Annotated in this window: 10 protein-coding genes; 3 read left to right on the top strand and 7 right to left on the bottom strand. The window is 74.0% G+C overall.

Annotated elements, in window-relative coordinates; genetic code table 11:
- Positions 1–103: 103 nt before the first annotated feature.
- Positions 104–1,117: an LCP family protein gene (locus tag Q6349_RS05185; RefSeq protein ID WP_304603180.1), complete on the bottom strand. Its 1,014-nt coding sequence runs from the start codon at positions 1,115–1,117 to the stop codon at positions 104–106.
- A 237-nt stretch (positions 1,118–1,354) separates the two neighbouring features.
- Here Q6349_RS05185 and Q6349_RS05180 point away from each other — a divergent pair, with 237 nt between their 5' ends.
- From Q6349_RS05180 to Q6349_RS05170, 3 genes are read left to right on the top strand one after another with little or no spacing between them, the layout of a single operon-like run.
- A complete protein-coding gene (locus Q6349_RS05180) occupies positions 1,355–2,833 on the top strand; it encodes a glycosyltransferase family 4 protein (RefSeq protein WP_304603179.1) in 1,479 nt (492 codons plus the stop codon).
- The gene (locus tag Q6349_RS05175; RefSeq protein WP_304603178.1) at positions 2,830–4,455 is read left to right on the top strand and encodes a glycosyltransferase family 4 protein; all 1,626 of its coding nucleotides are present in this window, start codon (positions 2,830–2,832) and stop codon (positions 4,453–4,455) included. Before Q6349_RS05180 ends, Q6349_RS05175 begins: the two co-directional genes overlap by 4 nt.
- Positions 4,452–5,441: an LCP family protein gene (locus Q6349_RS05170; RefSeq protein WP_304603177.1), complete on the top strand. Its 990-nt coding sequence runs from the start codon at positions 4,452–4,454 to the stop codon at positions 5,439–5,441. The genes Q6349_RS05175 and Q6349_RS05170 overlap by 4 nt, the downstream gene beginning before the upstream one ends.
- Before the next feature lie 59 nt (positions 5,442–5,500).
- Here the strand turns inward: Q6349_RS05170 and Q6349_RS05165 are convergent, their stop codons facing one another.
- From Q6349_RS05165 to Q6349_RS05140, 6 genes are all read right to left on the bottom strand, one after another.
- Positions 5,501–7,780 carry a serine protease gene (locus Q6349_RS05165; protein WP_304603176.1) on the bottom strand — a complete coding sequence of 760 codons (2,280 nt, stop codon included), beginning with the start codon at positions 7,778–7,780 and terminating at the stop codon, positions 5,501–5,503.
- Positions 7,781–7,855: 75 nt separating this feature from the next.
- Positions 7,856–8,524: a response regulator transcription factor gene (locus Q6349_RS05160; RefSeq protein ID WP_304603175.1), complete on the bottom strand. Its 669-nt coding sequence runs from the start codon at positions 8,522–8,524 to the stop codon at positions 7,856–7,858.
- Between the two features lie 181 nt (positions 8,525–8,705).
- Positions 8,706–9,446, bottom strand: coding sequence for a bifunctional 2-polyprenyl-6-hydroxyphenol methylase/3-demethylubiquinol 3-O-methyltransferase UbiG (locus tag Q6349_RS05155; RefSeq protein ID WP_304603174.1), 741 nt, complete (start codon positions 9,444–9,446; stop codon positions 8,706–8,708).
- Complete coding sequence (locus tag Q6349_RS05150; protein ID WP_304603173.1) at positions 9,443–11,224, bottom strand: bifunctional 2-polyprenyl-6-hydroxyphenol methylase/3-demethylubiquinol 3-O-methyltransferase UbiG; 1,782 nt, start codon at positions 11,222–11,224, stop codon at positions 9,443–9,445. Before Q6349_RS05150 ends, Q6349_RS05155 begins: the two co-directional genes overlap by 4 nt.
- On the bottom strand, positions 11,221–12,408 hold the full coding sequence (locus tag Q6349_RS05145) for a glycosyltransferase (protein ID WP_304603172.1): 1,188 nt from the start codon (positions 12,406–12,408) through the stop codon (positions 11,221–11,223). Before Q6349_RS05145 ends, Q6349_RS05150 begins: the two co-directional genes overlap by 4 nt.
- Positions 12,405–13,352 (bottom strand): glycosyltransferase family 2 protein, encoded by a 948-nt coding sequence (locus tag Q6349_RS05140; protein ID WP_304603171.1) that lies wholly within the window; start codon positions 13,350–13,352, stop codon positions 12,405–12,407. Before Q6349_RS05140 ends, Q6349_RS05145 begins: the two co-directional genes overlap by 4 nt.
- Positions 13,353–13,381 lie beyond the last annotated feature (29 nt).

The raw sequence follows: 13,381 nt of genomic DNA, 5'->3' as shown, positions 1-13,381 counted from the left end.
GGTGGGGGCGTCAACTTCCCCGCGCCCCCCGGGGGGGTGGGGCAATGTTCCGGCCCCACAGCGGGGGGACGCGCGGAGCGGGCGGGGCCGCCGGCCGGACGGCCTACTTGACGGTCGCGGGCAGCAGCTCGAGCTCCTCGCCGTGCTCCTCGATGAACGACATCGCCTCGCCGTCTCCGATCGCCGTCATCAGCTTCGTCATCGGGTCCTCGTCGAGGACGACGATCGACTGACCGTCCGCGGAGCGACCGACCCCCTCGTACGGCACGGTCATGAACACGACGTCGTTGGTGGAGATCTCCGAGGCCTGGTCGAAGAGCTCCTGCATGCGGTCGATCGTCAGCTCGTCGTCCGCAGCCACCGACTCGCTGACGGTCTCGAAGAACCGGGTCATCTTCACGGGGTCGCGGCGGTTGTTGTTGACCTTGCCGAGGATGGCCCGCATCCAGTTCTGCTGACGCTGCACCCGCCCGAAGTCGCCGTTCGACAGCCCGTACCGCTGGCGGGTGTAGGCCAGGGCCTCCTCGCCGCTCATCATGTGCACGCCGGCGGAGAAGAAGACCTCGTCGCCGTCGCCGATGTCCTCGGGGACGCGGATCCGGACGCCGTCCAGCGCGTCGGTCATGCTCACGAACGAGTCGAAGTCCGTCACCACGAAGTGGTTGATCCGCACGTCGGTGAGGTTCTCGACGGTCTGGATCATCAGCGACGGCCCGCCGTAGGAGAACGCCGCGTTGATCTTCGCCTGCCCGTGGCCGGGGATGTCGACCCAGGAGTCACGCGGGATGGAGACGACGACGGCGTTCTCCCGGGAGGCGGGAAGGTGGACGAGCATGATGGCGTCGGTGCGCTGGGCGCCCGCCTCCCACTGCGAGGGGTCGCCGGCCGAGATGCGCGAGTCCGATCCCAGGACCAGGAAGTTCACGTCGGTGAGCTCCTCGGCGCTCTCCGGCTGGGCCGGCTCCGGCCGCTCGCTCACGGCGGCGAACGGGTCGCCCAGCTTCTCGACGTTCTCGTCGAGGCGCTGCTGGAACCACCACATGCCGCCGAAGGCCGCACCGGCCAGCACGGCGACCAGGACGCCGACCACGACCAGGGACCGACTCGTGGTGCTCATCCCCGGTCGTCGCTTGGCGTGCCGCTGCGGCGGGGGGTCGTCGGGGACTCCAGGGACCAACGGCTCGCGCGGGGGATGCGTCACAGCGCAGATGATAGGCCCCGGCATCCGACGGCGACGCCCGGACGTGCAAAGACGGGGTGATGAAAGTGTGTCCGGTTGCCTCTATCATCTACCGGGGGCGACCGCACCTCGTGCGGCACCCGCCCGGCCCGGACCACGAGACGAAAGTGACGGATGAGCTCCACGACGACACGGTCGCGGCGACATCTGCTGCTGGTCACCCATCACTACGCTCCCGAGCACGGCGCACCCCAACGACGGTGGGGCTCGTTGACCCCCCGGCTCATCGAGGCCGGTGTGGACGTGTCCGTCCTGACCCCTCCCCCGCACTACCCCAGCGGTCGCCTGTTCGCGGACCTGCCGGAGTACCGCCCCGGCCGCGTCAGCCGCGGGGTGCACGGGGAGCGGATCGTGCGCACCCGGTTCCGCGAGCACACGAACCGGCTCCGTTCCCGCTCCGTCGACCAGGCGGTGGCGGCGTGGAGCACGGTCGTGCTCGGGCTGCGCCTGTTCCGTCACCCGACCCGGCGCCCCGACGTCGTGGTGGGCACCGTCCCGGGCATCCCGTCGATGTTCGCCGCCTGGATCGTGGCACGCCTGCTGCGCGCCCGGTTCGTGGTGGAGATGCGCGATGCCTGGCCGGACCTCATCGAGCCGGCCGGTCTGTTCCGGGCCCGGCGCTCGCTCAAGGCCCGGGTGCTGGGCGCCGCCCGCGCCGTCGTGCACCGCACGGTCAGCCGCCTGCAGAGCCGGGCCGACGCGGTCGTCACCACGACCGAGACCTTCGCCGACGTGCTGCGGTCACGGGGCGTGCGACGCGTGGCCGTCGTGCGCAACGGCACGTCGTTCGACCCGGTGCGCACCGGGTCCGCGGAGCCCACCGCCTCCCCGGAGAGCCCGGTGAGCACGCACCCGCTGCACCACCGCCCCCTGCGCGCCGCCTACGCCGGCACGATCGGACGGGCCCAGGACCTCGAGACGGTCGTGCGGGCCGCCGCCCGGCTGCGCGACCGCGGCCGAGCCGTCGAGGTCCGGATCGTCGGCACCGGCGCCGAGCTCGGGACCGTCCGCCGCCTGGTCGACCAGCTGGAGGCTCCCGTCGTGCTGGGCGACCCCGTCCCCCACGAGCAGATCCGCGACCTCTACGCCTGGGCGGACACGGTGCTGGTGTCGCTGCGCGACTGGGAGCCGCTCGAGTGGACGGTCCCGTCGAAGCTGTACGAGGTCATGGCCTCGGGGCGTCTCGCCACCGCCTGCGTCGCCGGTGAGGCGGCCGACCTGGTCGCCACCACCGGCGCCGGCGCCGTCGTCATGCCGGGCGACGTCGACGGCCTGGCGGACCTGTGGGGCACCTGGGTGGACGACGGCGCGGCCCCGACCGCCTCGGCGGCCGCGGCACGCTGGGTCCGGGCCAACGCCGACGACGACGTGCTCGGTGCGCACTACGTCCAGCTCGTCGACCACCTGACGGACGCCGCCGCGCACCACGCGGCCGCCGACCGCCGCGGCCCGTGCCAGGCCTGCACCGCGCCCGCGGCCCCGTCGGCAGGGCCCGAGGTGCTGGTCACGCGCTCGGTGTCGCCGCGCGCCACGCTGCCGTCCCCGTCACGGCCGGCCCCCGAGGGGGAGCTGCGGCCGAGGACCGCGCGGTGAGCCGCGCGGCCGAGCTCGCGCGCAACCTGCGGTTCACGGCCTCGTTCGTCCTCGGGGCCCTGGTCACCGACCCCGCCTGGCTGGTGCTCCAGGCGAGCCGCCGCCTGCCCGCCCGGCTCAGCGCCGTCGTCGTCCCCCGCGTCGAGCGTGTCGTCGGGGACGGCACCTCCGGGCCGGCCGGCCGGCTGCGCGCCGCCTGGGCGGCCGGCGACGTCACCGCGATCCGCGACGCAGAACCGCAGGGTCGCACGGCGCGACGGGTGCGCCGGTCCCTGCTCGGGCAGGCCGCCACGCTCGCCCCGGACCCGGCCGCCGAGGCACCCGCCGGCGTCACGACGCCCCGCGCGCCGCAGCACCCGGTGGCCGTGCACCACCACCTGACCAACTCGCTGCCGCACACCCAGAGCGGCTACACGCTGCGCACGCACGCGATCCTCACGGCCCAGCGCGCCGCCGGCCACCGGGTCACGGCGACCACCCGGGCGGGATACCCGCTGACGATCGGGGCGCTGGGCGCCCGCGGGACCGACGTCGTCGACGGCGTGCCGTACTCCCGGCTGGTCCCGCGCTCGCTGCCGTCGGACCCGGCCCGCCGTGCCGAGGACGCGACCGCGCTGCTGGTCGAGGCCGTGCGAGGGTCCGGGGCCGACGTCGTGCACGCGACGACGCCGTGGACCACGGGAGCCGCGGCCCGCGAGGCCGCCCGCCGGGTCGGCCTGCCGTGGGTCTACGAGGTGCGCGGCCTGCCCGAGGAGACGTGGGCGGCGTCGCACCCGACCGCGGAGGCCCGCGAGGCGGCGACCGCGTCCGAGCGGTTCGCCCTGATCCGCGCCAAGGAGACCGAGCTGGCCCGGACCGCCGACCACGTGGTCACGCTCAGCGGCACGATGCGCGACGAGCTGGCGGCCCGGGGGGTCCCGGCCGACCGGATCACCGTCGTGCCGAACGCCGTCGACGAAGCGCTGCTCGACGCCGACCCGCTCGACCCGCGCGCGGCCCGCGAGCGCCTCGGGCTGACCGGCCCCCGGTACCTGCTCGGCACGGTGAGCTCGGTGGTGGGCTACGAGGGCATCGACACGATCCTGCGCACGGTCGCCGGGCTGCGGGACGCCGGGGTCGACGCCGGCGCGCTCGTGGTCGGCGACGGCGTGGCACGCCCGGGTCTGCTGCGGCTCGCGGCCGAGCTGGGGATCGCCGAGCACACCACGATGCCGGGCCGCGTGCCGCGGGACGTCGCGCACACCTACCTGGCGGCGCTCGACGTGGTCCTGGTGCCGCGGCGACCGGACCGGGTCACCCGCCTGGTGACGCCGCTGAAGCCGGTGGAGGCGATGGCCCTGGGCCGTCCGGTGGTCGCCAGCGACCTGCCGGCGCTGCGGGAGGTCTGCTCCCCCGTCGACGGCGGCGACCCGGCGGCACTGCTCGTGACGCCCGACGACGAGGCGGCCTGGGCGGGCGCCGTCGAGCACCTGCTCACCGACGACGACGCCCGGGCCGCGCAGGTGACGGCGGGTCGGTCGGTGGCGGCCGGGCGGACCTGGCGCGAGCTGGTGGCGCGCTACGACCTGGCGTACGCCGCGGCGGCGGGCGCCGCCACCTCGAACCGGAAGGACCTCGGATGACTCCCCGATCGCGCCTGGCGCGTCTGACCGCCCTGGCGACCGCGGGGGTGCTCCTGCTCGCCGGGTGCACCGACGCCTCGACGACCGCGGAGCCGGCCCCCACCGAGACCGTGCGCCCCGAGCCGAGCACGGCCCCCAAGCAGTCGGTGCCCGCCCCGGAGCGGAAGGACCCGCTCGGCGAGGGGGCGCACGACATCATGCTCATCGGCACCGACTCGCGCGACGCGTCCTCGCTGTCCGGCAACGCGGACACGATGATGCTCGCGCACGTCCCCGCGGACCGGTCGGCGCTGTACCTGGTGTCGTTCACCCGGGACATGTGGGTGGACATCCCCGGGCTCGGCGAGGGCAAGATGAACTCGGCGTTCGCCCGCGGCGGCACGCAGACGCTGATGGACACCGCCTCGGGGCTGCTCGGCGGCGTCGAGATCGACGGCGCGATGCAGACCAACTTCACCGGGTTCATCAACCTGACGCGCGCCCTGGACGGGTTCGAGGTCGACAACAAGCACCGCTCGACGGTGGAGGTGCTCTCGACCGGGCGCGTGGTCGACTTCCCCGAGGGCCGGATCACGCTGGAGAACACCGACGGCCTCATCTACGTGCGCGAACGCAAGCGGCTGCCGCTGGGCGACCTCGACCGCACGGAGCGGCAGCGGGCGGCGGTGATCGGGATGATGGACCGGATCGCCGAGACGTCCGACGACCCGACGGCGGTCGCCGAGCTGGTGGCCCTGATGTTCAACAACGTCAAGGTCACGGGCGACCTCGGCGTGGAGGAGTTCGTGGACCTGGTCCCGCTGGCCGCGTCGTTGACCCGCGACGACGTCGTCGGCCTCATGGTCCCCATCACCGGGTTCGGCACGGTGGACGGGGCGTCGGTGAACCTCGTGGACGAGGCGCAGACGGCGGCCCTCGGCGAGGCGCTGCGCACCGACACGATGGACGAGTACGTCGCGGAGTACGGCACCGACTACGCGCCGTGATCCCTGGTGCCGCGGACGGTCCGCCCGCGGCACCGGGGACCAGGGACTCCCCGGTCCCGTCAGCCGAAGCAGTGCCGGTAGAAGGTCAGCACCCACTCAGCGAACTCGGGGCTCCACACGATGTGCTCCGAGGTGTTGTACGTGCTGAACACTCCGTTGACCGCCGTCGGGTCGTCGGACGCGAACCACGGCCCGCCGCTGCCGCCGGCGGTGAGGTCGTCCGCCTTGGCCACGATGCGCTCCTCGTCCGAGGTGAGCCGGGCACCCGAGCTCTGCCAGGGCCGCTGCCCGTCGAACGGGAACTGCGCGATCGCCTGAGCGGGGTAGCCGACGTCGTCCCACCGACGCACGTCGGGACGCGTGGTGATGCCGACCCATCCCACCACGTCCCCGATCTCTGTCCCGTCGGGTGCTGTCGCGACCCGACCGAAACCCAGGTCGTCGGCGGTGGACCGTCCCTGCGGCCACGCGTCGGGCCACGCGACGGTCGGGACGGGCCAGCGGCCGTACGGCGCCTCGCCGTCGATGTAGGCCGGCACGAAGACCAGGCTGTGCGCCTCGTGGTCCATGACCAGGCAGTGGGCCGCGGTCATGATCCCGCTCCGGTGCACCACGACACCCGAGGCCACGCAGTCCTGGTCGCCCATGACGAAGAACAGCTTGCCCACGGTCCGGGCCGGGTACTCCCCGAATGCGGCGACCGGCGTCGTGGTCGCCTCCGCCGTCACGGTCTCGCTGGGCCCCACGTCCTGAGGACGCACGGCGACGGCCGGGGCACCCTCGTGGGCCGTCGAGCGGTCGACGGGTGTCGCGGCGCGCATCCGCTCGGCGGTCCAGTACTCCTCGACCGACGTCACCTGGGGGGCCTCGTGCATCGTGAACCCCGAGGAGTGCACCGCGTCGGCGGTCCAGGGACCGACCGGGTAGAGCGAGGCATCGACCGTGTGGAACGTCACGGACCAGTAGCAGCTGCGCCAGTAGTCGCTCTTGACCCAGACGGTGCCGCCGTCGCGACCGATGATCCGGTCGCTGCGCTTCTCCCAGTCGCCGCCGAAGTCGTTCCACTGGCACACGACGTCCCAGCCCACGACGACGCGGGAGGTGTTCCGGTAGGTGAACCCGTGATCCTGCCAGCCGAAGGCCTTGGCATCCGCCTTGTAGTCGAACTTCTCGCTCCTGACGTCCACGCCGGGGCGCGTGCCGGCCTGGAAGCCGTACCCCCACCGGACGGTGCCCTTGTCGGCGTCGATGCGGTGCCCCTTCGCCGGTTCGGTGGCGGCGGCCTTGACGACCTGGGAGTAGAAGGCCTGCCGGTTGTCGATCTCGTCGAGGGTGCCCAGCAGGTCCTCGACGTCACCCGTGTACTTGCGGACCGACTCCGGGTCGGTGGCGAGCGAGGCCTGGTGCGCCTCGAGGTCGATGCGCAGCCGCTCGAAGGGTCCGGAGACGAGTCCCTTGCCGAACGCGGGACAGGTTCGCTCGCGCGACCGCGCCACCCAGAAGGCGGAGTAGAGATAGCTGAGGTCCGCGAACACGGACGGGGCGATCGGGACCTCGCCGGAGATCTCCGGGTCGATCATCCGGTAGTGCTCGAGGTAGCTCTCCAGCGGCACCGGCACCAGGTTCTCGATGAACCAGGGGATCACCTCGGAGATGATCGTCCCCGGGGTCCACCCGTCCTTCGGGGGCGGCAGAGTGCCCCGGACCCCGTCGACGACGACGTCGACGTTGACGTTGACGCGAGCCTCGTGCGAGCTGGCGACCTTCTGGAAGGCCACACTGCCCTCGGCGCTGAGGACGTCGGGCACCTCGGCGGAGAGCGCGGCGGCGAACTCCTGCCGCTTCTCCGTGGACGAGAATCGGCACTGGTAGACCGCGTACAGGGAGGACCCCGCCCGGTAGCCGGCCACGAAGTAGTCGCCGTGCCGCTCTCGGAAGTCCGGGCCCGGGGTGACGGCCAGGACGTAGTCGGGGGCGAGCGAGTACTCGCTGTCCTCGACGGAGATCGCGGCGACGATCGTGACCGCGAGCTCGGAGACGACGACCTTCTCCAGGAAGGACGTGCTCGCCGAGGTCTTGACCCCCTCGATGTTGTAGGAGCCCTTGAGGGAGGTCTCGACGAGCTGCTCGAGGTCCTTCTGGGACTCCATGAGGGCGTAGCTGTACTCGGTGCGCTGGTTCTTGCTCGGGGTCAGCGTCGGCTTCTCGATCGCCGAGCTGCGCAGCTGGCCGGTCACGGCGTCGACGCCGGCACCGACCTGGTAGGCGTCCGCCCAGGGCTGGCCCACCACGGTGGTGTTCAGCAGGGTCGACGAGGGGTTCTTCACGTCCTGTCGCACGGCAGTCCTCCGGTGTGCGGGATGGTCGACCGGTGCCGGAGGGGTTGCGCCATCCGACGAAGGTCGCTGTCGCTTTCACTGTCGACCGCCGCACACGAGGTCGTCGTCACCAGAATTGGTGAACTTCACCATCGCGTCGAACAACCACTCCATGCACCCCGCACGGTGCGCGACGGCGACGGCCTCGAGCTGGGACCGGACGCCGAGCTTGGCGAGCACGGCCTTGATGTGGGTCCTGACGGTGTTCACCGAGGCGTGCCGATGGAGACCGATCTGCGCGGCGCTGGCTCCCGCGAGCATCGCCCGCAGGATCGCGTCCTCGGTGCTCGTGAGGAGGTTGAGCCCGTCCCGCTCCGCCAACCGGCGCCGCAGCGTCAGCGCGGCCACGGCGAGGTCGGCGGGCGCCGCCCGGGTGACGGCCGTCTCGACGTGGCACACCAGTGTCAGCATCGGGGCCGACTGGTTGAGCACGACGGCTCCACGCCGCTGCATCGCCAGCAGGCCGGGCAGCGACCGCACCGATCCGATGCAGATCCACGACCGACCGACCGCGAGGGGCCGCCGGCAGGTCCAGTTGCCGTGGTCGTCCTCGACCAGGACCACGACGTCCTGTCCGCCGAGGTCCGGCAGGACACCCTCGGTACGCCGCATCAGGACGGTCCAGCCACGGCTGGCCAGCGCGGCCGCGAGAGCATGGCCGAGGGTCGCGCCCTCGGGGCTCACCAGCGTGATTGCTCGGGGCACACTCGGCATGAGACGTCTGTAATCAGCGTCCCGCCGACCGGCAACCGGAGAGCGGACCTCGCAGCGGGATTCACCCGTCGGCCCGTTGCGCACCCCGGCCCGTCCGCCCGTTGTGGGCATGAAATCTGCAGGTCTGGCCCCCTGCGGAGCTGCAGATTTCATGCCCACAGCGCCACGGGGGTCAGGGACGGCGGCCCCAGGCGACGAGCGCCGGCCCCGTCGCGGGGAACGCCCGCTGCGCGAGGCGGAACGGCCAGGTGGCCGCCGTGATCGCCGCCCCCGTCGCGGCGGTCGACGGCTGGAACAGCCGCCCGGAACGCGCGGTGCGTTCCGCGGTCGTCGTCCCGTCGGCCGTCAGCCGCCGCCGTGCGACCCGGTTGCGCACCGCCTCGAGCGCGTAACCGAGCGGCATCCCGTAGAGCCGGCCGCCGACGTCGGTGAGTCCGGAGCCGCGCAGCAGCTCGCGCATCTGCGGCGGGTCGTAACGGCGGTGGTGCCCGACGGCGGTGTCCATCGGGCCGAACCGGTCCTGCCAGGCGGGGGTCGAGACGAGGACGAGCCCTCCCGGGCGCAGCAGCGGCAGCCACGAGGCCAGCGCCCCGGCGTCGTCCTCGAGGTGTTCGAGCACCTCGAAGGCGCACAGCACGTCGAACCCGCCGGCCAGCCCCGCCGACTCCACCGACCCGTGCACGACGCGTCCCGGCAGTCCGGCGCCGGCCAGCCGGGCGTCCGCGACCTCGGCGCTCGCACGGTCGATCTCGACGCCGGTGTAGTCGTACCCGGCGGCGGCGAGGCGCACCCCCACGGCGCCCTGACCGCACCCGACCTCCAGGACGCGCACACCGGAGGCGGGCAGCCGACGACGGACCACGTCCCAGCGCAGCGCGCCGAACAGGGTCAGGGGCGGCAGGTTCGTGCTCACGGGTCACTCCTGTGCTCGGGGTCCGGCGGGCGGGTGCCGACGGCGACGAGCCCGGTCCCGGCGTGCGGCAGGGCCCGCTGCAGCAGCCGGAACGGCCAGGTGCCGACCGCCGTCGCGATCCCGGTGAGCCGGGCCCGCGGCTGCAGCCGGCGCCCGGAGTCGGCGGTGCGGGCGGCGAGGCCGGGGTCCGACGACGGCGCGCCGGCCGGTACGTCCGCGCCGGCCGGTGCCTGCGCGCCGGCACGGACCGGCTGCCGCCGGGCGAGACGGTCGCGGACGGCCTCGAGCAGGTACCCCAGCGGGGCGTCGTAGCGGCGCACGACGACGTCGGCCAGCCCGGCAGCGCTCAGGAGTTCCCGCAGGTCGTCCGGGTCGTAGCGGCGGTAGTGGCCGGCCATCTCGTCCCACGGGCCGAACCGGTCGGGGTCGGCGGGGGTGGACAGCAGCAGCATCCCGCCGGGGCGCACCCGGGCGGCCCACTCGACCAGCGCCGCGGCGTCGTCCTCGACGTGCTCGATCACCTCGAACGCGCACACGACGTCGAACCGCTCCTCGGGCGGCAGCACCGTCAGGTCCCCGTGCAGCACCCGGGCGTCCGGGTCGACGGCCGCCACGCGCTCGCACGCGATGCGCCACGAGTCGCCGTCGAGCTCCACGGCGGTGTAGTCGTGGCGCACGGCGATCCGCATGCCGACCCCGCCCTGCCCGCAGCCGATCTCCAGCACCGTGGACCGGGTGGCCGGCAGCAGGCGCCGCACGACGTCCCAGCGCAGCCAGGCCCGCGGCGCCAGCGGGGCGAACCGCACCCCGGCGGGCCGGCGCCCGAGCGCCCCGAGGCCCGCGAACAGCAGGTCGGCGAGGGTGACCAGGACCCGGCTGACCAGCACGACGAGCAGCACCGCGGCGTGCGGCAGCGCCCCGGCGAGGACGGCGAGCAGCACGAGCTCGCGGGCCCCGGCACCGGCGGGCACCACGACGACGAGGAACCCGACCATCCAGGCCAGCGCGTACCCGCCGACGGCGAGCGCCGCGGTGCGCACGTCGCTCGCCATGCCGAGACCGGTGGCGAGCAGCCACACCTGGCCGCCGGCGAGCAGCCACCCGGCCACGGCCCAGCCGGCGGCGGCCCCCAGGCCCCGCCAGGACAGCGGGTGCTCCAGCGGGAGGCGGCGGGCCAGGCGCAGCGCCGCGTCGAGCAGCCGGTTCAGCACGGGCGGCAGGAGCAGCACGACGACGGCGGGCAGCAGCCAGAGCACCCAGCTCCAGCCCTGCAGGGTCTCGACGGCGAGGAACGGCAGCGCCACGACGCCGACGACCGCCCCGGAGACCAGTCCGACACCGGTGGCGACGGCGGTGGCTGTCACCGTGCGGCGGCGCGGGACGCCGTGGTCGGCGCCGACCTCGGCCGCGGCGACGACGTTCCACACCCCGCCGGGCACGTACTTGCCGAGCTGGCTGATGCCGAACACGGCGACCGCGGTGCGCAGCCCGAGCGGGGAGCCGAGGTCGGCCAGCACGGCCCGCCAGGACAGCAGCGTGCAGCCGACGAACAGCACCGCGAGCAGCGCGGCCGCGGCGAGCCGGCCGGCGGACAGCGCGGTGGCGGCGTCGGCCAGCTCGTCCCGGACGGAGACCACGGCGTACACCGCGAGCGCCAGCGCCAGGACGAGGAACCCCCAGCGCACCCACGGCGAGCGCAGCACGGCGAGCAGACGGGCGACGGTGCCGGGGCGTCCGGCACCCCCGGCGTCCGTGCGGCCGGCAGGCGTGCCGGTCACGGCCGCACCCCGCGGGCGGCAAGGGCGTCGAGGAGCGGGCCGACGACGGCGGCGGGCCGGACGGTGTCCCGCCCGGCGAGGGCGCGCATCCGGGCGGCGGCCAGCTCGGCCGGGTCGGTCAGCGCGACGAGCCGGTCGGCCAGGGCCGCGGCGTCCCCGGCAGGGACGAGCTCGATGTGGTCGCCGAGCAGGCGGCGCTGGGGCGGGGTGTCGGAGGTCACGACCACGCAGCCGGCGGCGAGGCCCTGGAAGACCTTGTTGGGCACGACGCGGAGCGCCTTGGGGGTGGCCCCGAGGATGCCGAGGCAGACGTCGTGGTCGGCGACGAGCCCGGGCAGGTCGCCGGGTTCGACCCAGTCGTGCCAGGTGACGCCCGGGACGCCGGCGAGCGCGGCACGGGCGGCGGCGTGGTCCTGGCCGGTGCCCGCGAGGGTGGCGCTGATGGGGCGGCCCGTGGCGGCGGCGCGGGGCAAAGCGTCGGCGAGCGCCTCGGCGATGACCACGGCCCCCTGCAGCGGGGTGAACAGGCCGAAGAAGACGACCCGCAGGGGTCCGGCGTCGTCCCGGGTGCCGTCGTCGGACGTGCCCTCGTCCGGAGTACCGCCGTCGCGCACGGGCGCGAACCACGCCTCGGGGGCCCCGACCGGCACGACGACAGCCTGACGCGTCCGGCGGGAGCGGGTTCGGACGGCCGGCGCGAACAGGCTCCCGGGCAGCATCGCGCGGTGCTCGTCGGTGTCGACGACGACGACGTCGGCGCAGGCCAGCGCGAGCCGGTCCAGCCCGTGCAGCAGCCGCACGCGCAGGCCGCGGGCGCCGCGGTCGGTGGCGGTGTCGGCGGCGAACACGAGGTGGTCGAGGATCACCGGGGTGCGCGGGTGCAGCAGGCGGGCGAGGACGACGTCGAAGTGGCCGAGGTAGCCGACCAGCAGCACGTCCGGGGCGCCGTGCGCGCGGCGGTGGGCGACGTCGTCGCGCACGAGGGCGAGCCAGCAGGTCAGCAGGCGCACCACCAGCAGCGGCAGCCGCCAGGGCTGGCGCAGCATCCGGACCCGCTCGGCGGTGGAGAACCCGAGGGGGCGGTTCAGCTCGTCGACGCGATGGCCGTGTGCGCGCAGGCCGGCGACCAGGACGCCGGCGCGGGGGTGCCGGGTGGCGTCGTACGTGCCGAACGCGACGATCACGTGTCGCGCCCGTACTGCAGGTTCTTGACCCGCTCCAGGGTGTCCTCGACGAGGATGCGGTTGGTGCGCTGCAGGTCCGCCAGCACCAGCAGCGCGAGGCACAGCAGGGTGCCCACCAGCATCGCGGCGGCAAAGATGAGGGACTGCACGTGCCCGTCGCCCTCCCCCTGGGCGAAGAACACGAGGAACCGGACGGCCGGTACCGCGGAGGCGAGGAAGAACAGCGCCGCCAGGGTCAGGAACACCAGGTGGGGGCGGAACATGATCGAGCTGCGCACGATCGCCCGGGCGGACCGCCCCATGTGCTGCCAGATGTTGCGGAACAGCCGCGACTCGCGGGTCTTGGCGTTGGTGACCACCGGCACCGAGACGATCCGCAGGTGCTTGTTGCCCGCCTGGATGATCGTCTCCATGGTGTAGCTGAACTGCGTGATGACGTTCAGGCGCAGCAGCGCGGCGCGCGAGTAGGCGCGGAACCCGCTGGCGGCGTCGGGCAGCGAGGTGTTCGCGGCGGCGCTGACCACCCGCGACCCGAGGCGCTGCATGCGCTTCTTGAACGGGCTGAAGTGCTCGATGGTGGCGGTCTGGCGGTCGGCGACCACGATGTCGGCCTCGCCGGCGAGGATCGGCGCGGCGAGGTCCCCGACCCGGTTCGAGGGGTACTGGTTGTCGCCGTCGGTGTTGACCACCACGTCGGCGCCGTGGGCCAGGGCGAAGTCGACGCCGTCGCGGAAGGAGCGGGCCAGCCCCATCGTGGCGGTGTGCCGCAGCACGTGGTCGACGCCGAGGTTGCGCGCGACGTCGGCGGTGCCGTCGGTGGAGCCGTCGTCGATGACGAGCCACTCCACCTCGTCGAACCCGTCGACCTCGCGCGGCAGGGTGGCCAGCACGAGCGGGAGGGTGTCGGCCTCGTTGAGGCAGGGAATCTGCACGACGAGCTTCATCGAGCCCTCTCCGGTCCGACGGCGGTGGG

Origin of the sequence: Isoptericola sp. 178 (assembly GCF_030586525.1) — a bacterium.
Taxonomy (GTDB): Bacteria; Actinomycetota; Actinomycetes; order Actinomycetales; family Cellulomonadaceae; genus Isoptericola; species Isoptericola sediminis.
Note: the sequence above shows the minus strand (reverse complement) of the source record. Positions and strands in the feature narration are given on the sequence as shown.